Origin of the sequence: Nocardia carnea (assembly GCF_029868325.1) — a bacterium.
Taxonomy (GTDB): Bacteria; Actinomycetota; Actinomycetes; order Mycobacteriales; family Mycobacteriaceae; genus Nocardia; species Nocardia carnea_C.
The window spans coordinates 13,720-36,643 of the sequence record NZ_JARWNW010000166.1; the positions used below are offsets into that span (position 1 = coordinate 13,720).

21 protein-coding genes and 1 tRNA gene are annotated in these 22,924 nt (G+C 67.5%); 6 read left to right on the top strand and 16 right to left on the bottom strand.

All coding sequences use genetic code 11. The features are described from left to right. Positions 1–51: 51 nt before the first annotated feature. The 6 genes from QH196_RS12725 to QH196_RS12750 all read right to left on the bottom strand — a co-directional run bounded on the left by QH196_RS12725 (position 52) and on the right by QH196_RS12750 (position 6,480). A complete protein-coding gene (locus tag QH196_RS12725; protein WP_280415979.1) occupies positions 52–804 on the bottom strand; it encodes an ABC transporter ATP-binding protein in 753 nt (250 codons plus the stop codon). Further along, positions 804–1,847, bottom strand: coding sequence for an ABC transporter ATP-binding protein (locus QH196_RS12730; protein WP_432278234.1), 1,044 nt, complete (start codon positions 1,845–1,847; stop codon positions 804–806). The genes QH196_RS12725 and QH196_RS12730 overlap by 1 nt, the downstream gene beginning before the upstream one ends. Further along, entirely contained in the window at positions 1,844–3,247 is a 1,404-nt protein-coding gene (locus tag QH196_RS12735; protein ID WP_280415980.1) for a branched-chain amino acid ABC transporter permease, read from the bottom strand. Before QH196_RS12735 ends, QH196_RS12730 begins: the two co-directional genes overlap by 4 nt. Continuing rightward, positions 3,244–4,281, bottom strand: coding sequence for a branched-chain amino acid ABC transporter permease (locus tag QH196_RS12740; protein ID WP_280415981.1), 1,038 nt, complete (start codon positions 4,279–4,281; stop codon positions 3,244–3,246). Before QH196_RS12740 ends, QH196_RS12735 begins: the two co-directional genes overlap by 4 nt. Before the next feature lie 153 nt (positions 4,282–4,434). Next, a complete protein-coding gene (locus QH196_RS12745) occupies positions 4,435–5,655 on the bottom strand; it encodes a branched-chain amino acid ABC transporter substrate-binding protein (protein ID WP_280415982.1) in 1,221 nt (406 codons plus the stop codon). Positions 5,656–5,883: 228 nt separating this feature from the next. Next, a complete protein-coding gene (locus tag QH196_RS12750; RefSeq protein ID WP_280415983.1) occupies positions 5,884–6,480 on the bottom strand; it encodes an ANTAR domain-containing response regulator in 597 nt (198 codons plus the stop codon). A gap of 220 nt (positions 6,481–6,700) precedes the next feature. Between QH196_RS12750 and QH196_RS12755 the strand changes: the two genes are divergently transcribed. Both QH196_RS12755 and QH196_RS12760 read left to right on the top strand, forming a co-directional pair. Then, positions 6,701–6,787, top strand: a tRNA-Leu gene (locus QH196_RS12755). Between the two features lie 296 nt (positions 6,788–7,083). Beyond that, complete coding sequence (locus QH196_RS12760; protein WP_280415984.1) at positions 7,084–7,326, top strand: hypothetical protein; 243 nt, start codon at positions 7,084–7,086, stop codon at positions 7,324–7,326. Positions 7,327–7,330: 4 nt separating this feature from the next. Here QH196_RS12760 and QH196_RS12765 read toward each other — a convergent pair whose 3' ends face one another. Continuing rightward, positions 7,331–8,176 (bottom strand): helix-turn-helix transcriptional regulator, encoded by an 846-nt coding sequence (locus QH196_RS12765; RefSeq protein ID WP_280415985.1) that lies wholly within the window; start codon positions 8,174–8,176, stop codon positions 7,331–7,333. A 208-nt stretch (positions 8,177–8,384) separates the two neighbouring features. Here QH196_RS12765 and QH196_RS12770 point away from each other — a divergent pair, with 208 nt between their 5' ends. From QH196_RS12770 to QH196_RS12785, 4 genes are all read left to right on the top strand, one after another. Then, positions 8,385–9,674 (top strand): M24 family metallopeptidase, encoded by a 1,290-nt coding sequence (locus QH196_RS12770; protein ID WP_280415986.1) that lies wholly within the window; start codon positions 8,385–8,387, stop codon positions 9,672–9,674. 29 nt (positions 9,675–9,703) lie between these two features. Further along, positions 9,704–10,669, top strand: a complete 966-nt coding sequence (locus tag QH196_RS12775; protein ID WP_280415987.1) for an SDR family NAD(P)-dependent oxidoreductase — start codon at positions 9,704–9,706, stop codon at positions 10,667–10,669. A gap of 126 nt (positions 10,670–10,795) precedes the next feature. Further along, positions 10,796–11,422 (top strand): low molecular weight phosphatase family protein, encoded by a 627-nt coding sequence (locus QH196_RS12780; RefSeq protein WP_280415988.1) that lies wholly within the window; start codon positions 10,796–10,798, stop codon positions 11,420–11,422. A gap of 126 nt (positions 11,423–11,548) precedes the next feature. Then, positions 11,549–11,956 carry a hypothetical protein gene (locus QH196_RS12785; protein ID WP_280415989.1) on the top strand — a complete coding sequence of 136 codons (408 nt, stop codon included), beginning with the start codon at positions 11,549–11,551 and terminating at the stop codon, positions 11,954–11,956. A gap of 16 nt (positions 11,957–11,972) precedes the next feature. Here QH196_RS12785 and QH196_RS12790 read toward each other — a convergent pair whose 3' ends face one another. The 9 genes from QH196_RS12790 to QH196_RS12830 all read right to left on the bottom strand — a co-directional run bounded on the left by QH196_RS12790 (position 11,973) and on the right by QH196_RS12830 (position 22,913). Then, positions 11,973–12,866, bottom strand: coding sequence for an acyl-CoA thioesterase (locus tag QH196_RS12790; protein ID WP_280415990.1), 894 nt, complete (start codon positions 12,864–12,866; stop codon positions 11,973–11,975). 25 nt (positions 12,867–12,891) lie between these two features. Next, positions 12,892–14,310 (bottom strand): pyruvate kinase, encoded by a 1,419-nt coding sequence (gene pyk / locus QH196_RS12795; protein ID WP_280415991.1) that lies wholly within the window; start codon positions 14,308–14,310, stop codon positions 12,892–12,894. A 213-nt stretch (positions 14,311–14,523) separates the two neighbouring features. After that, on the bottom strand, positions 14,524–15,099 hold the full coding sequence (locus QH196_RS12800) for a TM2 domain-containing protein (protein WP_280415992.1): 576 nt from the start codon (positions 15,097–15,099) through the stop codon (positions 14,524–14,526). A gap of 388 nt (positions 15,100–15,487) precedes the next feature. Continuing rightward, entirely contained in the window at positions 15,488–16,831 is a 1,344-nt protein-coding gene (gene lgt, locus QH196_RS12805; protein ID WP_280415993.1) for a prolipoprotein diacylglyceryl transferase, read from the bottom strand. Between the two features lie 111 nt (positions 16,832–16,942). Continuing rightward, positions 16,943–17,743, bottom strand: coding sequence for a tryptophan synthase subunit alpha (trpA, locus tag QH196_RS12810; RefSeq protein WP_280415994.1), 801 nt, complete (start codon positions 17,741–17,743; stop codon positions 16,943–16,945). Next, positions 17,740–19,032 carry a tryptophan synthase subunit beta gene (gene trpB, locus QH196_RS12815; protein ID WP_280415995.1) on the bottom strand — a complete coding sequence of 431 codons (1,293 nt, stop codon included), beginning with the start codon at positions 19,030–19,032 and terminating at the stop codon, positions 17,740–17,742. Before trpB ends, trpA begins: the two co-directional genes overlap by 4 nt. Continuing rightward, complete coding sequence (gene trpC / locus QH196_RS12820) at positions 19,029–19,847, bottom strand: indole-3-glycerol phosphate synthase TrpC (protein ID WP_280415996.1); 819 nt, start codon at positions 19,845–19,847, stop codon at positions 19,029–19,031. Before trpC ends, trpB begins: the two co-directional genes overlap by 4 nt. 145 nt (positions 19,848–19,992) lie before the next feature. Continuing rightward, positions 19,993–21,336, bottom strand: a complete 1,344-nt coding sequence (locus tag QH196_RS12825) for a TIGR02234 family membrane protein (RefSeq protein WP_280415997.1) — start codon at positions 21,334–21,336, stop codon at positions 19,993–19,995. Continuing rightward, on the bottom strand, positions 21,333–22,913 hold the full coding sequence (locus QH196_RS12830; RefSeq protein WP_280415998.1) for an anthranilate synthase component I: 1,581 nt from the start codon (positions 22,911–22,913) through the stop codon (positions 21,333–21,335). The genes QH196_RS12825 and QH196_RS12830 overlap by 4 nt, the downstream gene beginning before the upstream one ends. Positions 22,914–22,924: the final 11 nt, after the last annotated feature.

Below are 22,924 nucleotides of genomic sequence, written 5' to 3' on the forward strand. Positions count from 1 at the left end.
GACACGGAGCCCAGGGAGTGTCGTCGTGGGCACAGGAGCCGGGAAGCCCGGTCAACCGACGCCGAGATACGCCGCCTGCACGGCAGGGTCGTCGAGCAGCTCCCGACCGGGCCCGGATTTGGTGACCGCACCGGTCTCCAGGATGTAGCCGCGGTCACTGCGGGCCAATGCCTGCCGCGCGTTCTGTTCCACCAGCAGCACGGTGGTGCCGGTGGCATTGATCTCGGCGATGATCCGGAAGATCTGCTGGATCACCATCGGCGCGAGACCCATGGACGGTTCGTCCAGTAGCAGCAGGCGCGGCCGCGCCATCAGTGCGCGACCGATGGCCACCATCTGCTGTTCGCCGCCCGACAGGGTGCCGCCGACCTGTTTCTCCCGCTCCCGCAGCCGCGGGAAGAGTTCGAAGACCCGGTCCAGGGCAGCGGCATGATCGCCCTTGTTCCGGAAGGGCCGGGCGTAGCACCCCATATCGAGGTTCTCCCGCACCGTCATCCCGGGGAACACCCCGCGCCCCTCCGGTGCCTGCACCAGCCCGGCAAGTACCCGCCGATGCGCCTGGACCCGGCTGATATCGCTGCCCTCGAACAGGATGCGGCCGCGGGTCAGCGGGAGCAGACCGGAGAGCGCGCGCATGGTGGTCGTCTTCCCGGCACCGTTGGCACCCAGCAGGGTCACCAGCTCCCCCTCGGCGACTTGCAGTGAAATACCGTGCAGCGCCTCGATTCTGCCGTAGCCGACGACGATATCGTCGACCTCGAGCAGCGGTTCGCCGCCGGGTTTCCCGCGCTCGGATTCGGTCATCACCGGTCCTCCGATTCCTCGCCGGCATCGATGGCCGGATCGTGTTCCGCGCGCAGCGCCACGGTGGACACCGAGACGTCCTCGGCGGTCAATTCGTCATCGGGCACCCCGAGATACGCGGCGATCACGGCGGGATCGGTCCGGATATCGGCGGGCAGGCCGTCGGCGATCTTACGGCCGAATTCCAGCACCACGATCCGGTCCGTCACGCCCATGACCAGCCGCATATCGTGTTCGATCAGCAATACCGTGAACCCGTCGTCGCGGATTTTGCGGATCAGATCCATGAGCGCGGATTTCTCGCTCGGATTGAATCCGGCGGCCGGTTCGTCCAGGCACAACAGTTTCGGTTCGGTGGCCAGTGCCCGGGCGATCTCCAGCCGGCGCTGGTCGCCGTAGGACAGATTGCGGGCCTTCTCCACCGCGCGGGGGGCGATACCGACGAATTCCAGCAGGGCCATCCCCCGGGCGATGGCATCGTGTTCTTCGCGCCGGTGCCGCCCGGTCCGCAGAATCGCGCCCGGTACGGAGGTGCGGTGGCGGGCGTCGGTGCCCACCACCACGTTCTCCAGGGCGGTCATCTCACCGAACAGGCGCACGTTCTGGAAGGTCCGCGCGATACCGAGCCTGGTGATCGCGTGCCGTTTGGTCTTGGTGAGCGGTTTCCCGTCGAAGAACACCGTGCCCGCGCTCGGCCGGTACACCCCGGTGATGGCGTTGAAGCAGGTGGTCTTCCCCGCACCGTTCGGTCCGATCAATCCCAGGATCTCACCGCGGCGGATTTCGAAACTCACCGAATCCAGGGCGGTGAGCCCGCCGAACCGCACCGTGAGGCCCTCCGTACGCAGCAGCGGTTCGCCGACCTCGGTCCGGATCTCCCGGTGCGCGGCCACGGCCTCGGCGACCGCGGCATCGTCGGCCAGCGCCGGATCGACCGCGGTCACGTCCACCTCCCCCACCGATTCGGCGCGGGGCTCGGCGGTATAGCCCGCGGCCATATCCTCGTTGTCGAACAAGGCGTCGCCTGCGTGCGGGCCGGTCACGAGGTCGCCTCCCCGCTCTTCCCCGGCGCCGGGCGCCGGACCGCCCGCACGATCTGGCGGCCGAAAGCGAGCAGTTTCTGGCGGACCGGGAACAGGCCTTGGGGACGCAGAATCATCATCACCACCAGTGCGATGCCGAAATACAGATACTTCAGGTCGCCGAGGCGCTGTTCTCCGCCTTCGTCGAAGAGCAGCAGACTGCTCAGCAGCAGTACGGCGTACACCGCCGCCAGCACGCTCACCGCGAGGTACACCCACCGTGACCAGCCCGCCAGCCCCCGGAACCGCCACCGCCAGCCCACCAGCAGCGCCGCGCAGAGTACCGCGACGATCGCCAGCTGCACATAGGCGTCGGCCCGGGTCTCGACGATCGATACCGACATCAGCCGGTTCGGCAGGTACACCACGAGGAAGGCGCCCACGATGACCCCGAGTTTGTTGCCCTGACCACCGATCACCACCGCGCACAGGAACAGCATCGAGTTGATGATGTTGAATCCGGTGGGATTGATGAACTGCACCTGCCCGGCGAACAGCGCCCCGGACAGACCACCGATGGCGGCGCCGATCATGAACGCCCACAGTTTGAATTTGAAGGTGGGTACGCCCATGATCTCGGCGGCGTCCTCGTCCTCCCGGATCGCCACCCAGGCCCGGCCCACCCGGCTCCGTTCCAGGTTGCCGACCACCAGCAGCACCACGACCACCGCCAACATTCCCACCCAGTACCACCAGGTGCCGGAACTGGCGCGGTCGAGCAGATTCGAGCTCTCCGGCGCGCCGACATTCCCGGCGGAGAACACCCCGTTGGGATGTGCCTCGGATTCGCCGACCCGCGGGTAGGCGATACCGGACAGGCCCAGGCTGCCGTTGGTGAGCTCACCCAGGTTGTCGGCGAGCAAGCGGACGATCTCACCGAAGCCGAGGGTCACGATGGCCAGATAGTCACCGCGCAGGCGCAGCGTCGGTGAACCGAGCAGCAGACCCGATACCGCGGTCACCATGATGGCCAGCGGCACGCAGGCCAGCCAGGCCCAATCGGAGTTCAGCCAGCCGCCCTCGGTCTGGTTCCACGGGCTGTTCGGGCTCGTCAGCAAGCCCACCGTGTACGCGCCGACGGCATAGAACCCGACATAACCGAGGTCCAGCAGACCGGCTTGTCCCACAACGACGTTCAGGCCGATGGCGATCAGCGCGTACATCGCGAACTGCGCCAGCACACCACCGAAACTGGTGCCGGGGGTGTCCAGGAGCGGAGGCGGGAACAGCGGAAGCAGTGCGAGCAGCAACAGCGCCGGTATCCCGACCGCCCACTGCGCCGGCCTGCTGAGCCCGGTCCACCACGCCCTCAGCTCGTCGCCGAACCCGTGACCTTTCTTCTCGGTCGCCGCAATACTCATGTGCGCGCCCTTCCGAGACTTTCCCCCAGGATGCCGGTCGGCCGGAAGAACAACACCAGCACAAGCACCAGGAAGGCCACCACATCGCGCCATTCGGTGCCGAACAGCATCTGCCCGTAGTTCTCCACCAGGCCGAGCAGCAGTCCGCCCAGCACCGCGCCGCGCAAATTGCCGATACCGCCCAGCACGGCAGCGGCGAAAGCCTTGATTCCCAGAATGAATCCGCCGTTGAAGATCACGGCATGCGGAATCTTCATCACGTACAGCATGGCGGCGGCGCCGGCCAGCAGACCGCCGATGAGGAAGGTGAGCATGATGACCCGCTCCCGCGACACACCCATCAGGGTCGCGGTATCGGGATCCTGGGCCACCGCGCGGATACCGCGGCCGAACCGGGTGCGGTTGATCAGCACCTCGGCCAGCAGCGCCAGCGTCACCGCCGATACCACGATCACCAGGGTCACATTGGTGACCTCGGCCCCGGCGATGGTGAACTGCGTTTCGGGTTCGACCAGCGTGATCTGCTGTTGGGCGTTGTTACCGCCGAGGCCCGGCCACAGCTCCGGCAGTACGAAATGCACGAACTCCTGCAGCACGAACGACATACCGATCGCCGTGATCAAGAAGGTCAGGGGTTTCGCGCCGCGGCGCCGCAGCGGCCGGTAGGCGACCCGTTCCAACCCGACCGCGGCCGCCCCGGACACCGCCATACCGATGAGCATGGCCACCCCGAGATAGACCACCGTGAGCACGATGCCCTCGCTGTAGGCATTACCGCTCGGCGCGAACCCCAGCAGCATCAGGCCCACATACTGGCCGAACATCCCGAGCATGAACACTTCGGAGTGAGCGAAGTTGATCAGCCGCAGTACCCCGTAGACCAGCGTGTAACCCACCGCCACCAGCGCGTAGATCGCACCGTAGGACAGTCCGTCGACGGTCAGCCGCCAGAACTGGTCTATGACCCCCTCATAGTTGAAATCGATCGATCCCTGCGCCCAGGCGGCCACATCGGCCGCAATGGCTGCTGTCATCGGCTATCCGCCCTCATCCATCGGATCTGCACCGGGGCAGGGGGGGGGGGGGCCCCCCCCCGCCCCGCCGGGGGGGGGCCCCCGCCCGCCCCCGCCGGCCCCCCCGGGAACCCCCACAAAACCCGGGGGGGCCCCACCCCCCCCCCGCAGCGGTCAGCCGACCTCGTACACCCAGATCAACGCGGCGGACAGCTCCCCGTCCGCGTCCCACTTGTAGTGCCGGGCGAGACCGTCACCGTCATAGCCGCGGACGTATTCCAGCAGGTCGGGGCGGGTCAATTCACCGGCGTCGATACCGGTCGCGAGGATGGTGGCCAAATCGTAGGCCTCCACGGAGTACACGCCGGGGGCCTGACCGTGCAGTTCCTCGTAGGCGGTGGCGAACTCCGCCGGTGCCGGACCGCACGGGCAGGACAGCACCGCACCGGTCGCCGAATCACCGGCCTGGCTGACGAACTGCGGATCGTTGGTGCCGTCGGCGGAGACGAACGTGGCTTCCACATTGCCGTCGCGCAGCTGCTGCACCAGTGGTGCCGCCTCGGCGTAGTAGCCCGAGTAGAAGATCGCGTCCGGTTGCGCGTTCGCGATCTTGGTGACGGTGGCCGAGAAATCCTTGTCGCCCTTCTTGATACTGGCCGCACACGCCGGATCGGCCGCCGCACCGAGCCCGGTGGTGATGCTCTTCGCCAGTCCGACACCGTAATCGGTGTTGTCCTGGACCACGCAGACCTTCTTGTAACCGGCGGTATCGACCAGGTACTTCGCCACCGACGGACCCTGCACGTCGTCGTTGGCCAGCCCCCGGAAGAAGGTCTTCCACCCGTTCTGCGTCAAAGTCGCGTTGGTGGCCGACGACGACACCGCGACCAGCCCGGCATCGCTCAGGATCTGCCCGGTGGCCTTGGTCTCGCCGGAGAAGGCGGGACCGACCACACCGATGATCGACGGATCGTTCACGATCTGCGGAATGACCTGGCTGGCCTTCTGCGGATCCCCCTCGGTGTCGAACGGCTTCACCTGGATCTGGCAGCCCGGATTGGCCTTGTTGTGCTGATCGATCGCCAGGTGCACACCGTTGACGATATTGATGCCCAGCGCCGCATCGGGGCCGGTCAGCGCACCGGCCATGGCGATCGATGTGGTGGGCGGGCAGGTCGCGTTACCGTCGCCCGCCGGATCGGCCGCGGTGGCGGCGTCGGCGGCCGGGACCTCCTTGCCCGCGGCGTCGATCTGCATCAGCGGTTCGATGGACAGCCCGCCGGCACCGGGCCCCTCCGGATCACTCGCGGATTTGTCCCCGCAACCTGCCAGAACCAATGTGGCCGCTGCGGCGACCGCCAGAATTCCGCGTACTCGGCGGCTTCGCCGCGGCATACCCGACCATGTCGAAACGAACACGATCTACCCCTATGTTCCTCATCAATCCCCGGCCGAACCGGGGTAGCCGACTACGCCGGCTTGTGAGAAACATAACTCCGGTATGTTGATCCCGCGTGACAATCGGGTCATAGCGATGATCTCGTCGCAGATTCTTGCCCGGGTATTGTTTCGAGTCGGTAAAACCGTCCCACTCACCGGTAACGTGCCGGCGAGCGGGTCGCCTCACTGCGGCGTCAGATTCTCCAGCACGACCTCCGCCACCGCCTTCATGGTGGTGCGGCGATCCATCGCGGTGCGCTGAATCCACTTGAACGCCTGCGGTTCACTCAACCCCTGCGTCTGCATCAGCACCCCCTTGGCCCGCTCGACGAGCTTACGGGTCTCCAGCCGCTCCCCCAGAGTGGCGACCTCGCTCTCCAGCGCCGTGATCTCGTGGAACCGGCTCGCCGCCAGCTCGATCGCCGGCACCAGATCCGATTTGGTGAACGGTTTCACGAGATAGGCCATGGCACCGGCGTCCCGCGCCCGCTCCACCAGATCCCGCTGACTGAACGCGGTCAGAATCACCACGGGCGCAACTCGTTTCGACGCGATCTCGGCCGCCGCATCGATCCCGTCGCGGCGCGGCATCTTCACATCCATGATCACGAGATCGGGCCGGTGCTCCACCGCCAGGTCGACAGCCTGCTGCCCGTCCCCCGCTTCCCCGACGACCTGGTAGCCCTCCTCGGTCAGCATCTCCACCAGATCCATCCGGATCAACGCCTCGTCCTCGGCGACAACCACACGTTTCGACGCGGCGTCCGCACTAGTGCCCATAAACGACCCCTCTGGTTCCGATGCCTCGTCCCGATATCGCGGACGGCGGATCGACACCGATGCCCGGCCGTCGATCCGCCGTCACGCGATCGGGTGGTGTAGAGACTACCGTTCACCAGGAACGCCGTCGCATTTACCCTGCTTACCGCCCCTCCCACCCCCGCACCCGACCCGGAATTCGGCGATCCGGCCGCCGCGGGCTATCATTTGCACCCGGTGCGCCGAGTTGGCGGAACTGGCAGACGCGACGGTCTCAAAAACCGTTGTCCGAAAGGACGTGTGGGTTCGAGTCCCACACTCGGCACCAAGGTCGGACGGTATTTCGATTCCCGGCCATTTCCGGACTCACGCGGTCCGCTACAGCTCGGCGGCGGCCTGGTCCTGCTCCGCTCAGGCCGGCCCGACAGCTCGAGGTCCAATATGCCGGGAACGCAGTGATCGAGGCGACCCCCGGCAGACGACCGGCGGCACAGGCTTCGGCCGTGCCGAAAGCTCACGCTGTCGGACATCTACTCAGGCAAGCCGTACATGGTTCGGCTCGCCCGAACCGAATTGGATCATCGGCCAGGAGGGGGCGCGGGGCGCTACTTTTCCGAATCGTGCTTGCCGAGTATCTCCGACCTGGATGAACTCCTCACTCGCCACAATCTCGAGGTTTTCGGCCCCTCGGCGCCGAAACCGGTCACAATGATCGCCGTCCAGCACATCCTCGAACACAACGCCGAAGTAGTAGTGATCCCGCATGTCACCACTACCGAGACCCGGGCCGAGCGGCTATGGCAGGTGACCGGCTCGCCGATATCGTCACCGCCGACGGCGGCCGGCTATGGGTGTGATCCCGCGTGATACCTCATCGGGTGGTCATCCGCTCGGTTCCGGTGACGCGCATCATGTCGAGTGCCGAGGCTTCGCGGGTGCCGGCGGCGGCGGAGTAGACGATCATCGACTGGTCGGTGTCGGGCAGCAGGAGGGTATCACAGTCCAGGACGAGCAGTCCGAAATCCGGGTGATCGATGGTCTTGTGCATCGATCGCCACATCGTGGAGTTTCCTTCCTGCCATATCCGCTGGAATCGGCGGCTGCCGGCCATCAGCTCGTCGATCAGTTCACGCAGGTGGGGGTCGTCGGGATAGCGCGAGAGAGCGGTGCGTAGCGATCCGACTGCTTGCTGCTCCGTCGATTCGGCTTCCTCCGGATCGAGAGCCACACGAGTTTCGCCGGCGCCGAGGAACCGCTGCCGGAACAGGTTGCGTTGTCCCTCCGGCCGGTCGGCGAGATCGCCCAGCAGAGCGCGGGCCATCGAATTCTGCACCAGCACATCCCCTTTCGCCGACAGCACGAGCGCGGGCAGATCGGTCATCCGTTGCAGCAGCCGCAGCACGCTCGGCCTCAGCGACATCTCGACCCGCCCCGCCAGCGGCGGGGCGCTGCCGGCGAGCCGGAAGACCTGATCGCGTCCGTCGCGGTCGAACCGTAACGCCCTGGTCAGCGCGGTGAGCACTTGGATCGATGGGCGCGGCGCGCGCCCCTGTTCGAGGCGCACCACGTAGTCGACGCTGAGCCCGGCGAGTTGCGCGACCTCCTCACGTCGCAGACCGGCAACCCGCCTCCTCGGGCCCGCCGCGAGACCCACTTCTTCGGGCGCGATACGTGCCCGCGCGGCTTTCAGGACATTGGCGAGTTCGGCACGATCCATACACCCGAGTTTCCTCGGCCGGATGTTCGCTGTCCTGGTACCGCGACTCCTAGCTTCGGAAGTCTCTGGACCACCGCCCACGACCGGACCATCGTGGTGTCAGGTGCCGGTCGCGAGCACACAGAATCCGGCGCCCCGACGCGTACGGGGCAACTCCCGGCATCCACACCATCTATTCGATCGTCGGAAAGTCCCTCAGGAGAACGATATGAACAGCGGAGACAACGCAGAAGTACCCGGCTACTCGATCGCCGAGCGTGATCGCCGCTGGCGCCTGGCGCGCGAATTCATGCAGCGTGAAGGGCTGGATGCGTTGCTGGTTTTCGGTGAGCACGAAGACGCCGGTCCCGCGCCCTTCGCCTTCGACACCTGGTTCACCAACGCCAGGGCGGGTACGACGGTCGTCTTTGCCCGCGACGCCGACCCGCTCTCGCTGTTGCCGATGGAGATGTTCTGGCGGGACTATCTCGAGGGCCGCCGCCGCGGCGACATCCCCTGGATCACGCCCGATAACATCCGGGCGTCTCGTGACTCGGCGGCGATTGCCGAGACGCTCACCGCACTCGGACTGTCGACGGCAACGATCGGTGTCGTAGGCCTGGAGCCGTATCCCCCGTGGCATCCGGAGGGGCTCGTGCCCTACCGGCAGTGGAACACCATCCTCGATACGTTCCCCGACGCGGAATTCATCCCCGTCGCCCGGCCGCTGTCCTGTCTGATCATGCCGCTGAGTGCCGAAGAGATCGCCGTCGTACGCCGCGCGGGGAGCATCGGAGATGCCATGGTGGCAGCCATGGTCGCCACCGCTGCGGCCGGTGTCTCGGAGAGCGAGGTCTACGCAGCGGGAATGGCCGCGGGTTACGCACGGGGCACCACGCCGGCTGCGATGCATCTGTACTCGGGTCCCGCCCCTTTGGCCCGGGCCTTGCCGCCGTGGAGCTACCGTCCGCAGGCACCGCGCGTCCTGGCCGACGGTGATGTCGTTTCGGCGGAGGTTTTCGCCAACCTGGGCGGACGTCATACCCAGCATCAAGTCACGATCACGGTCGGCGAGCCGCATCCGGATCTGCTGCGTGCCGCCGAGGTTGCCCGCGCGACGTATGACGCGGGCTTGCAGTCGCTGCGCCCGGGCCGGACATTCGGCGACGTCGTCGATGCCATGCGCGAGGTGCTGGACGCCGCCGACGGCTGGGAGTTCGGGCCGTCCGTGCACGCGCTCAACCCGGCGATCGCGCTGAGCGGCTTCCCCGCAGACGCCGGGCAGTGGATTCCCGGCGCCGAAGCCTACCCACCCGAGCCCGACCACCCCACGATCGGCGCCGACCTGGAACTCCTGCCCGGCATGACCTTCGCCGTGGAGCCCAACTACGTTTTCGGCCGGCATCTGGCCTACCTCGGAGGCACCGTGATCGTCGGCGACCCCGACCCGATCGAACTCAATCCGTACACAGCGCAGATTCTGCGCGCCCAAGGCGACAACCCGGCCGTATCGGCATAGCCGCTACGCCGCCCAGTCAAGGAGGAAGTGTGACAACAGTTTTCATCACCGGCGGTCATTCCGGCATCGGACTCGAATGCTCCAGGCAGCTCGCCGCCCGGGGAGTCGACCTCGTACTCGCCGGCCGGAGCCCGGCAAAAATGCAGACGGTCGCCGAAGAACTGCGCGCGGCGCACGATATCGACGTGGTGACGGTCGAACTGGATACCTCGTCCCTCGCCTCGGTACGTACGGCGGCCGCCACGTACAGTTCGCTGATCGAACGTGGCGAGGCCGCGCCGCTGCAGGCGCTGATCTGTAACGCAGGTGGCCGGTTCGACGGCAAGGAGAAATACAGCCCGGACGGCTACGAACTGACATTCGCGACGAACTGCCTCGGTCATTTTCTCCTCGTCGAACTCCTGATTCCGGCGATATCCGCGGACGGTCGTATCGTGTTCACCGCGAGCGGTACGCACGACCCCGCCACCATGGACGGCAAGCTGGTCGGCGCCGCCGTCGAACCGAACGCCACCGTGCTGGCCGACGACGGGCTGAACGGGGCGAAGCCCTTACCGGCCGGTAAACGCTATTCGACCTCGAAACTGTGCACCGTCATGTACGCCTACGAACTGGCGCGCCGCCTCGACCGCGCCGGCAGTGGGATCTCGTCCATCGCCTACGACCCCGGATCGGTTCCCGAGACAGGCTTCTTACGAGATATGCCGAAAGCGGTGCAATGGCTGGCAACGAGCTCTCTGATGAAATCGATATCCACATGCATCGGCGTCACGACATCGACAGTCGCGTTCTCCGGTGCCGCGCTGGCCGATCTCGCCGTCGGCAAGCAGTACGCCACGGTATCCGGTAAGTATTTTCAAGCCCAGGAGGGCAAGCTCCTGCAGAGGCAGTCGTCGAAGGTTTCCTACGATGAGGAGCGCGCGCTTGCGCTGTGGAACGATTCGAAGCGGCTCGTCGGCCTCCGCTCGGATGAGGAAACTGCCCCTCTGCGCTAGCGATTTCGTAACGGCCGGGACCGCAGAAAAACACCGTGCTAAGCGGAGATGAATTCACCGGCCGGGTGGTGTGATATTGAGCGAACACCGGTTCTGCGCAGGTCGCGGGCGACTTACCGTAGCCACATGCACATCCTGTTCGTCTGCAATGGCAATGTGTGCCGTTCGGTGATCGCCGAACGACTCACCCGTTCCATCGCGGTCGAATACCGGCTGACCGGGATCACCGCCGAAAGCGCCGGGACCCGGGCCCTGGTGGGGTTTCCGGTGGAACCGCGGGCTGCCGAGGCCATCACCGGGCTGGGCGGGGATCCGAATAACTTCCGGGCCCGCAAGCTCAAGGCCGAGCATATCGACCGGGCGGATCTGGTTCTCACCATGACCGAGAACATCCGGGACGAGGTTGCCGAGATGGGGTCGGCGATGCCACGGACTTTCACGTTGCTGGAGGCGCATCGGATCGCGCGGGTAACGGGGGCGCGTAGCGTGGCCGAACTGCATCGCAGCCGGCACAACCTTTCGATGGTGGGACGGGAGAACATCGGCGATCCGGTGGGGCTTTCGGCGCAGGCGTATTGCGAGGTCGGGGACACGATCGCCGAAGCGCTGGTACCGCTGCTGGTGGCATTGGCGCCGGTGAGTACACCGGCCGAGCGGCAGTGGGGGCGGCCGCCGCTGGTGGTACAGCCGGCCTCGCCGCAGGCGCGACTGTCACCGCTGGTGGCCGCCCAGCACAACGGCTGGTACGCGTGAATTTTCGGCGAAAGACAACGATGGTGACTCGGAGTCTGACTTTCCTGCCCACGCCCACTACACTCGCGGTCCGGAACACCGAGAATCCCATCCCGTTGCAGGTTCGACACACGACAGGAATCGCGCATGCCGAAACGCATTTCGGATGTTTCGCTTCATGTGTATGTGACACCGGAAACCCTGGACAGACTCGTCGAGTCCGTGCGCACCGATCTGGCCGAACACCTCGATGACGGTGAGGTCTGCGCGTGGCGGTGCACGCTGCCCGTCGCCGAGGACGATTCGCGGCACCGGGAATTCGACAGCCGCTGGCGTGCCGGGAATCCCGGCGCGGAACCCTGCGGGCATGCGACGTTCGAGATCGCGCTGAGCCTGGCCGGCGATCCGGCCGAACTGACCGACGGCTATATCGATGCGCTGGAGCACCGGCTGCTGCGGGGCCTGGACGAACTCGGCCCCGGGGCACCGTTCACGCTCAGCGCCGAACAGCGCACCGATGGCGATCTCGAGCCGCTACTGGCCGAGCGGCTCTGAACCGCTCGGCCGGCGGTCAGCGTCGCGCCGGGAAATGGCGGATAACGCCTTCCTGCACGGTGGTGGCCAGCAGATCGCCCGACCGCGAGTAGAAACGCCCGGTCGCCAGCCCCCGTGAGCCCGCGGCCACGGGCGATTCGGTGGCGTACAGCGCCCATTCGTCGAACCGGAACGGGCGATGGAACCAGATGGAATGGTTCACCGTGGCGGCGACGATCCGGTCCAGGCCCCACGAAAGGCCGTGCGTGGTGATGATCGAATCCAGCACCGTGGTGTCGGAGGAATAGCTCAGCGCGGCCACATGGAGCAGCGGATCGTCGGGCAGGGTGCCGTCGGCGCGCATCCACACACGATTGTGGTTCAGCTTCTCGCCAGTGCCCTTGAGGATCCAGGCCGGATCGTTGGTGTAGCGCATATCGATCGGGTGCGGAGCGTTGACGAACATCTCCAGCTTGTCCTCGAACCCGGCGAAACTCTCCTGGATCCGCGGCAGCGTCTCCGGATCCGGGACCTCCGGCCGTTCGTGCGCGTGTTCGAGCCCCTTACCCCATTCCTGGAAGGAGGCCAGCATGACGAACAGTTCCTGGCCGTCCTGGACCGCGGTAACGGTGCGGTTGGCGAACGCACGGCCGTCACGATGCCGTTCGACGTGGAAATCGATCGGCTTCTTCACATCGCCGCCCCGCACGAAATGGGCGTTGAGCACGTGGATCGGCCGGTCGCCGGCCGTGCGGCCGGCGGCGATCACGGCCTGGGAGACGAGCTGTCCACCGAAGGTGCGGCTGGCGACCTTCTCCGGATGGTGCCCGCGGAACACATCCTCGGACACCTCCTCCAGGTCCAGCAGCTCCAGCAGGGTGTCGAGATCGCGGTGCCGGTCGGTGACGGTCTCGTCGACCGGCGCGCTCACCGGGCGACTCCGGGGTTGCTCGGCATCAGTGGTCCTCCTCGCCGATACGGTGCACGTGGATCAGGTTCGTGGACCCGACGGTACCCGGTGGGGAGCCCGCCACGATGACCACGAGGTCGCCCTTGGCGTAGCGGTTCATGCTCAGCAGCGCCTGATCGACCTGTTTGATCATCGCGTCCGTGCTGTCCACGGTGGGCACGATGAAGGTTTCGGTGCCCCAGGTGAGCGCCAGCTGGCTGCGCACCTCCGGAAGGGGGGTGAACGCCAGCAGCGGTATCGGAGTGTGCAGGCGGGCCAGACGGCGCACCGTATCGCCGGACTGGGTGAACGCCACCAGCGCCTTGGCGTTGAGCCGTTCCCCGATATCGCGGGCGGCATACGAGATGACACCGCGTTTGGTGCGCGGTGTATGCGTCAGCGGCGGCACATTGGTGGATTCGGTTTCCACCGCGTGCACGATGCGCGCCATGGTGCGCACGGTCTCGATCGGATACTTGCCGACCGAGGTCTCACCGGACAGCATCACCGCATCGGCACCGTCGAGGACCGCATTGGCCACATCGGAGGCCTCGGCGCGGGTGGGCCGCGAGTTCTCGATCATCGATTCGAGCATCTGGGTCGCGACGATCACCGGTTTCGCATTCTCGCGCGCCATCTGGATGGCGCGCTTCTGCACGATCGGCACCTGCTCGAGCGGCAATTCGACACCGAGGTCGCCGCGGGCCACCATCACCGCGTCGAAGGCCAGCACCACGGCCTCGAGGTTGTCGATCGCCTCGGGCTTCTCCAGTTTGCCGATCACCGGCACCCGCCTGCCCACCCGGTCCATCACATCGTGGACGAGCTCGATATCCGACGGTGAACGGACGAACGAGAGCGCGATGAAATCCACGCCGAGGTTCAGCGCGAATTCCAGATCCTCGATGTCCTTCTCGGAGAGCGCGGGCACCGAGACATCCATCCCCGGTAGCGAAACACCCTTGTTGTTGCTGACCGGGCCGCCCTCGGTCACCTCGCACACCACGTCGTTGCCCTCGACGCGGATCACCTCCAGCCCGACCTTGCCGTCGTCGACGAGCAGCCGGTCACCGGATTTGGCGTCGGCGGCGAGCTCTTTGTAGGTGGTGGAGACGCGGTCGTGATCACCGACGATATCGTCGACGGTGATGCGGACGACCTCACCGGTCGCCCAGACGGTGCGTTCCTCTGCGAAACGCCCCAGGCGGATCTTCGGGCCTTGCAGATCGGCGAGAATACCGACGGCGCGGCCGCGATCTTCGCAGGCCTGCCGCACCTTCTTGTAGTTCTCGGCGTGGTCGGAGTGCTCGCCGTGGCTGAAATTCAGCCGGGCGACGTCCATACCGCTTTCGACGAGCTCTCGAATACGTTCCTCGGTGGCAGTGGCCGGGCCGAGGGTGCACACAATCTTCGTCCGTCGCATCACGTGTCGAGCCTAATCCTGCCGGGATACAGTGTCCCGCCCGGCCCGCGGGCGGCATCGGGAACGCCGAACTCTGGGTGAACGGCGGCCCAACGCCGCCCGCCTCAGAATGAACCGGAGGCCTTACGCGACTGTTACCTCGGCGCTACGAATTGCCCCTGACACACGAATGCGGGCCCACCGTGGGTGGACCCGCACTCTGCGCACCGGGATGATTCAGTCCCGCAGTGGACGACCGTGAGAATCGGTCACCTTGCCGGTAAGGATCAGGACACCGTCGATGAGACCCCAGATCGTTCCGGCGATACCGCAGGTGACGATGCTGGCCGCGATCTGGCCGACGCCCATCCCGGTGTCACCGATATAGAACCGGCCGATCCCGAGCGAGCCGAGGAAGATCTGCAGCAGGCCCGCCACCAGCTTCTGCTTGTCCGACAGCGGCACCCCGTACATATCGCGCCCGTAGGGAGCTTCCGGGTCCATCGGGTTGTAACCCATGGGCGCCCCGTAGACAGGTCCCGGCTGGCCGTACGCGCCCGGCTGCCCGTATGCGCCCGGCTGTCCGTAGGCGGAATCCTGCTGCCCGTATCCGGGGCCCGGCTGCCCGTAGCCCGGTGCGGCCCCGTATTGCGGATCCGGCTGCCCTGGATACGGCTGCGGCTGCGAGGCGTACGGCTGGGACGGGTAGGGCTGCGCCTGCGGCTGCGACGGATACCCCGGCGATTTACCCAGATCCGGGCCGGTGCCCGGCGGGCCGTACTGCGGTCCGCCCTGCTGGTACGGATCGGTCACTGCTCCTCCTGTGTTATTGGCGCCGCCTCCGGCGGCGCGGGGTTCGGGGCCCCTGAGGTCTCGTTCTTCACTCCTCCGCTCCTCCGCTTCGCTCCCCCGCTGTGTCATGGCGCCGCCTCCGGCAGCGCGGGGTTCGGGGCCCTAGAGGTCTCGTTCTTCACTCCTCCGCTCCTCCGCTTCGCTCCCCCGCTCCGTCGCTCCAGAACGAGACGGGCCCCGAACCATTGGGGTGGGCGGTCATGGAAGGGATTCTTCGGTGGCGCAGGGCCCCGGGATGTCTGTCTCGTTGTTCTTTGCTCGCTTCCCCGCTGTGTCATGGCGCCGCCTCCCGGTAGCGCGAGATTCGGGCCGTACTCGAGCTGGGCTATGGAAGGCTGTTCCGGCCGGCTCAGGGTTTCTTCGGTGCGGTGGTCGCGGAATCCGTATCCGCTGGTGATACGGAATCGGTGTGTGCAGCCTCGGATTCGTTCGCGCTGGACTTCGGATCGACGACATCGTCGCTTGTCGCGGATTTCGGCGGCTCCGCGGACCCGCCCGGTTCCGCGGGGTCGGCCTCGGCGGACGAATCTTGCGGGCCGGCTGCGGAATCGGCGGGGTCGTCCGTTTTCGCGGACTCGTCGGCTCCCTTCGGCTTCGCGAGCGGATCGCTGGTGCCGGACTCGCCGCCCTCCTTCGACGCCGTCGCCTTGTCGAGCGGATCGGCAGGACCGGACTCGTTTCCGGTCTCGGGATCGGGTGCGGCGGAAGCTTCCGCGCCGGAACCGGTCTCGGACGTCTCGCCTGCAGTCCGCAACGCACCGAACTGCCAGGGCCACGGGCGCGGTCCCCAATCGGGGCGGAGCTGCTCGGGGGTTTCCCGGCCCTTGGTAGCGAACAGGACGTACGCGATCGCGGCCAGGAAGACCAGGCCGGAGGTGAAGGAGTTGATCCGGATACCCGCGATCTGGGTGGCCTCGTCGTCGCGCATGAGTTCGACGAAGAAGCGCCCGAAGCAGTAGCCGGCGACGTACAGCGCGAACAGCCGCCCGTGCCCGATCCGGAAACGCCGGTCGATATAGACCAGTGCGAGCACGACCGCGACATTCCACAGCAACTCGTAGAGGAACGTCGGGTGCACGACGGAATGGACTTCGCCCGAGGAAACACCGTTCATCATGTCGAGGCGACCGGCGTCGTCGAAGCGGAGGTAGATCTCCAGACCCCACGGCAGATCGGTTTCGCGGCCGTAGAGCTCCTGGTTGAAGTAGTTGCCGAGCCGGCCGATGGCCTGGGCGAGCAGGATCGGCGGGGCGATCGCGTCACCGAGCGCAGGCAGCGGGATCTTGTAGATGCGGCAGGCGATCCAGGCGCCGATCGCGCCGAAGAACACCGCACCCCAGATGCCGAGACCGCCCTGGTAGATCTTCAGGGCGTCCATGGGGTTGCCGTCTTCCCCGAAGTACTTCTGCCAGTCGGTGGCGACATGGTAGATCCGGCCGCCGATCAGTCCGAACGGTACGGCGAAAACGGCGACGTCCAGGATCGTGCCCGCCTCACCCCCGCGGGCCTGCCAGCGTTTCTCGCCCCACCAGATGGCGATGATGATCCCGACGATGATGCAGACCGCATACGCGCGGAGCGGGAACGGCCCGATATCCCAGACACCCTGCGGCGGGCTGGGCAGATAGGCCAGCAGCTCGGTGGCGGGCGATACGACGGCCGAGGTGGTTTCCGGTACGGCGAGAACGGTCACGGGGGCAACCGTAGTCCAGGAGGCCACGTTGGCAAGTTCGGCCTCCGGCTCGCGTGTTCTCCACGCGCCCGACGGGCCCCTTACCGGAGTGTCATACGCGCGGCGGCCGGGTCAGGAAGCGACAGTGGCGGCGCGAACCCCACCGGCAAGTTCCGCAGTCAGGCTGTGGACCGCGTCCAGCCCCTCGGCAGCGGCGCTGACCAGTGCGGAACCGACGATCACACCATCAGCGTAGGCCGCGATCTCGGCCGCCTGCGCCCCGGAGCGGACCCCGAGGCCGACCCCGATGGGAATATCGCTGTGCTCGCGGATCCGGGCGCACAACGCGGGAGCCATGGTCGAGACCGCGTCCCGGGCGCCGGTGACGCCCATGGTCGATGCGGCGTAGACGAAACCCGAACTGGCATCGAGAGTGGCGGCGAGGCGTTCCTCGGTGGACGACGGCGCCACCAGGAAGATCCGGTCGAGGTGGTGGGTGTCGGAGGCGCTGAACCAGTCGGCGGCTTCCTCGGGAATGAGATTGGGCGTGATGATGCCGGCACCACCGGCGGCGGCCAGGTCGCGAGAGAACCGGTCGACGCCGTATTTGAGCACCGGATTCCAGTAGCTCATCACCACCGCCTGGGCACCCGCCTCGGCCACCGCTTCGACCACGGAGAACACATCGCGGACCCGGACCCCGCCGCGCAGCGCCTGTTCGGCGGCGGCCTGGATGGTCGGCCCGTCCATCACCGGATCGGAATAGGCGACGCCGACTTCGACGATATCGCAACCGGATTCGACCATCGCCCGCACGACTTTGCGCGAACCCTCGAGATCCGGGTAACCGGCCGGCAGGTAGCCGATGAGCGCCGCGCGGTTATCGGCCTTGCAGGCGGCGAAGGTGGCGCCGAGACGGGATTCGGAACTCACTGACCGTTCTCCTTGCCGGTGTCCGGATCGTCGATGAGCCCGAACCAGCGGGCGGCGGTATCCATATCCTTGTCGCCGCGGCCGGACAGGTTCACCAGGATGATCGCGCCCTCGCCGAGTTCGCGGCCCAGTTCGAGTGCCCCGGCGACCGCGTGCGCGGATTCGATGGCCGGGATGATGCCCTCGGTACGGCTGAGCAACAGCAGCGCGTCCATCGCGGCGGTATCGGTGACCGGCAGGTATTCGGCGCGGCCGATATCTTTCAGGAACGCGTGCTCGGGGCCCACGCCCGGATAGTCCAGGCCGGCCGAAATGGAATGCGATTCGATGGTCTGGCCGTCCTCGTCCTGCAGCAGGTACGAGTAGGCGCCCTGGAACGCGCCCGGGGAGCCACCGGCGAAGGTGGCCGCGTGCCGACCGGTTTCCACGCCGTCACCGGCGGCTTCGTAGCCGACCAGCCGGACCCCGGGGTCGTCGATGAAGGCATGGAAGATGCCGATCGCATTGGATCCTCCGCCCACGCAGGCCGCGACGGCATCGGGTAGCCGGCCGGTGAGGCTCTGGACCTGGGCCCGGGCCTCCAGCCCGACGACCCGCTGGAAATCGCGGACCATCATCGGGAACGGATGCGGTCCGGCGGCGGTGCCGAAACAGTAGTAGGTGTCGTCGGCGTTGGTGACCCAGTCGCGCAAGGCCTCGTTGATCGCGTCCTTGAGCGTCTGCGAACCGAGGGTCACCGAGACGACCTCGGCGCCGAGCAGCCGCATCCGGGCCACATTCAGGGCCTGCCGGGCGGTATCGACCGCACCCATGTAGATGATGCAGCGCAACCCGAGCAGGGCGCAGGCGGTCGCCGTGGCGACCCCGTGCTGCCCGGCACCGGTTTCGGCGATGATCCGGGTCTTACCCATCCGCTTGGCCAGCAGCGCCTGCCCCAGCACGTTGTTGATCTTGTGCGAGCCGGTGTGGTTCAGATCCTCGCGTTTCAGCAGGATCCGCGCACCGCCGGCATGCTCGGCCAGCCCGGTGCATTCGAAAACCGGCGAGGGGCGACCGGTGTAGTCGCGCTGCAGCCGATCGAGTTCGGCGAGGAAATCGGGATCCAGCCGGACCTTGTCGTATTCGGCCGTGACCTCCTCGATCACCGCCATCAGCGCCTCGGGCACATGCCGGCCGCCGTAGACGCCGAAATGGCCGCCCTCGTCGGGTTCGTGCTCGCTACGTTGCGCCACCCCGCGGCTCGCGGCGGGCAGTGCCTGGTCGGTGGACGATCCGGACGCCGCCATCATCGCCCCCGCCGGGCCGGTTTCGGGCAGGACGGATGCGTGCCGGCGGTGACCAGCTCCGAGACCGCGCCCCGGGGATCGCCACTGGTGACCAGCCCCTCGCCGACAAGTACCGCGTCCGCGCCGGCGCCCGCATACGCGAGCAGGTCCGCGGTGCCGCGGACCCCGGATTCGGCGATCCGCACGACCTCCGTGGGTAGCCCCGGTGCGATCCGGGCGAAGCAGTCCCTGTCGACCTCGAGAGTTTTCAGGTTGCGCGCGTTCACCCCGATCACGCTCGCCCCCGCGGTGAGGGCCCGATCGGCCTCCTCCTCGGTATGCACCTCGACGAGCGCGGTCATCCCGAGCGATTCGGTGCGATCGATGAGCGAAGCCAGCGTGTCCTGTTCCAGGGCGGCGACGATCAGCAGGATCACATCGGCGCCGTGCGCCCGCGCCTCGTGGATCTGGTAGGGGCCGACAACGAAATCCTTGCGCAGCACCGGAATATCGACGGTGGCGCGGACGGCGTCCAGATCGTCCAGCGATCCGTGGAAGCGCCGGCCCTCGGTGAGCACGCTGATGATCCGGGCGCCACCGTCCTCGTAGGCCTTGGCCAGACTGGCCGGGTCACCGATATCGGCGAGCGCGCCCTTGGACGGGCTGGCCCGCTTGACCTCGGCGATCACACCGATGCCGTCTTCGAGAAGGGCCGCCTTCGCATCGAGCGGCGCGGGCGCGGCGGCGGCCGCTGCCTTCACCGCGGGGAAGTCGAGCACCGCCTCCCGAGCGGCTACATCCGAGCGGACCCCGTCGAGAATCGAGTCGAGTACCGTCATCTGGCTCGAATCCTTTCTGGGGAGACACGCAAATTACTGCCTGAAGGATTCCCCCAGGAGCTGTCTCACCGATGCTGAACAAGAGTAAATGGCAGGCCGCGGCACCCTAACGCCGGGGGCGGGTCACCCGGCCGCGACCGGCCTGCTAGGGGGTATCGCCCGGCCGCGGAGCGTCCGGGCGATCTACGTCACGGGCCGTTGCGTCCCGGGCTGCCGGATTCGCCGATTCGGCCGAGGCAGACCGAGCCGTTTCGTTCGCCGGGCGGGCGACGGCCGGTCCGGCCGCGTCGTCCACCGAGCCGGCGGGACGGGCGACCGGCTTGTCCGCTCCGTCTACGTCCGCGGCGTCCGGGCCGGTCGGATCGGTCGAGTCGGTCGGGTCGGCACCGGCGTCCAGCGCGTCCCACAGCACCCGTTCCGGCAGCACCTCGCCGGACCCGCGCTGCTGCACCGCCTGGGTGGCCGCGGCCTTCCGCGTCGCGGGGTTGTCGTACTTTCCGGACAGCTGCTTGGTGCCGGCCGGCATCCGGGCCAATAACAGCCCCGCACCGAACGCGGCCAGCGCACCGCACAGCGTGAGCGCGGCCGGACCACTCGAGGTGACCAGCTCCTGCACCTGGGCGCGCCCCGGCAGCCCGGCCAGATCGGTGGCCCGCTGCTCGGTGGCTCCCGACCCGGTGAGCAGCGCCAGCGCCGGTACCGCGGTCACAGCGGCGATCAGGGCGACCACCACACCGACCAGCCGGCGCATCCAGCCCCGGGTCGCCAGCACGGCGGCGATGGCGGCCAGCAGAACCAGCGCCAGCGGCGTCAGCGCACCGAACCAGACCCCGCCGTTCAGTTCGTCGGTGCGCGGCTCGGTCAAACCGTCGGCGGAGGTCACCGTGACCCAGGTGAGCCGGGAGGACCCCCACAGCGCGGCGGCGCCGAGGGCGAGCAAGGCCAGCGCGGTAACCGGTTGCCGCGCGCCCCGAGCGGTCCCGGTCTCGGCGGCGGGTTCGATTTCCTCGTCACCCCAGTCGATCGGCCGGCGTCGAGCGGCGACCGATTCACCGGCAGACCCGGCGGCCGCTTCCGCGGAGCCCTGCGCTGCTGCCGCGAATCCACCCGTATCGGCCGTGGTCGCGCGCGTCCCAGCGGCGCTATCCGCCACGGAGCCGGGCGCGCCCGAGTGAGCGCCACCCGAACCGGCATCCGGGCCGGGTGTCGCCACAGAGCCCGCACCGTTCGTGGCGGCAGCGGCCGCTTCGGCACCAGGGTCCGTTCCGCCCATACCGATGACGGCAGCCGCGGACTCGGTCCCAGCCGGCCGGATGGCTTCCGCGCCTCCCGTATCGCCGGCGGAATCGCTCGTATTCGGGCCGGGATCACTCTGCGCGCGGATCTCCGCTACGTCATCTGCGGGCGCGCCGGCCCCCGGAGTGCCGCTCGAGGGTGCCCCGCCGGAGTCCCCGGTGAGTGGGCGGCGGGCGGGATCGTCGGCTGTCATACGCCGCCTCCGGAGGTCACGGATACCGATTCCCGGTCGGCTGCCTCCTCGTCACCGAAGGCGCGCACCGTTTCGGCGGCGGCGACCGCACGCAGCACCGCCATCGCTTTGTTCCGGGATTCGGTGTCCTCGTATTCGGCCTCGGAATCGGCCACCACGCCCGCACCCGCCTGGACGTAGGCGGTGCCGTCCTTGAGGAGGGCGGTGCGGATGGCGATCGCGGTATCGGCGTCACCGGCGAAATCGAGGTAGCCGACCACACCGCCGTACACCCCGCGCCGGGTGGGTTCGAGTTCCTCGATCAACTGCATGGCCCGCACCTTGGGAGCACCGGACAGTGTGCCCGCCGGGAAACAGGCCCGCACCGCGTCGAGCGCGATCTTGCCGGGGGCCAGGCGGCCGGTCACCGTGGAGACCAGATGCATCACATGGCTGTAGCGCTCGACATGGCGGTACTCGGTGACCCGCACCGTCCCGGGTACACAGACCCGGCCCAGATCGTTACGTCCGAGATCGACGAGCATGAGATGTTCGGCGTTCTCCTTTTCGTCGGCCAGCAGGCCCTTCTCGAGCAGCAGATCGTCTTCCTCGGTGGCGCCCCGCCAGCGGGTACCCGCGATGGGGTGCGTGGTCGCGACCCCGTCCTGTACGGCGACGAGCGCTTCCGGGCTGGACCCGACGATCGAGAATGCGGTGTTCCCGTCGCCGTCCGGGATGTGCAGCAGGAACATGTACGGGCTCGGGTTGGCCGCGCGCAGCATCCGGTAGAGGTCGATGGGGGTGCCGCCGTAGTCCATTTCGAAACGCTGCGACAGCACCACCTGGAACGCTTCCCCGGCCTCGATCTCCGAGACCAGGCGGCGGACCCCGGCGCCGTACTCGTCCGGGGTGCGGGCGCGCCGGTAATCCGGTTCGGGCTGGTCGAACACGGATACCGTGGAGACCGCGGGCGCGGCCAGCGCGGCGGTCATCCGGTCGAGCCGGGCGAGGGCGTCGTCGTAGGCGGCGTCCACATTCTCGGACGTACCGTTCCAGTTGACGGCGTTGGCGATCAGCGTGATCGCACCTTCGTGATGGTCGAACGCCGCCAGATCGGTGGCCAGCAACAGCACCATCTCCGGCAGGTGCAGATCGTCTTCGGCGTATTCGGGCAGGCGTTCCATCCGGCGCACCGCGTCGTAGCCGAGGTAACCGACCATGCCGCCGGTCAGCGGCGGCAGACCGGGCAGCCGTTCGGTGCGCAACAGTTCGAGGGTTTCACGCAGGGCGTCCAGCGGATCGCCGCCGGCGGGCGCACCGGCAGGAGTGGCGCCGAGCCAGGTGGCGGCGCCGTCGACCGAGGTGAGCGCCGAGGGGCTACCCGCGCCGATGAACGACCAGCGCGACCAGGATCGGCCGTTCTCCGCGGATTCGAACAGGAACGTGCCCGCCCGGTCACCGCCCAGTTTGCGGTAGGCCGACAGCGGGGTCTCCGAATCGGCCAGCACCTTCCGGGTCACCGGGACGACCCGGTGTTCGGCGGCGAGTTCGTGGAATCGTTCGCGGGTGGTAGTCGCGGGAGTGGTCGCGCCGTGCATTCGAACCATCA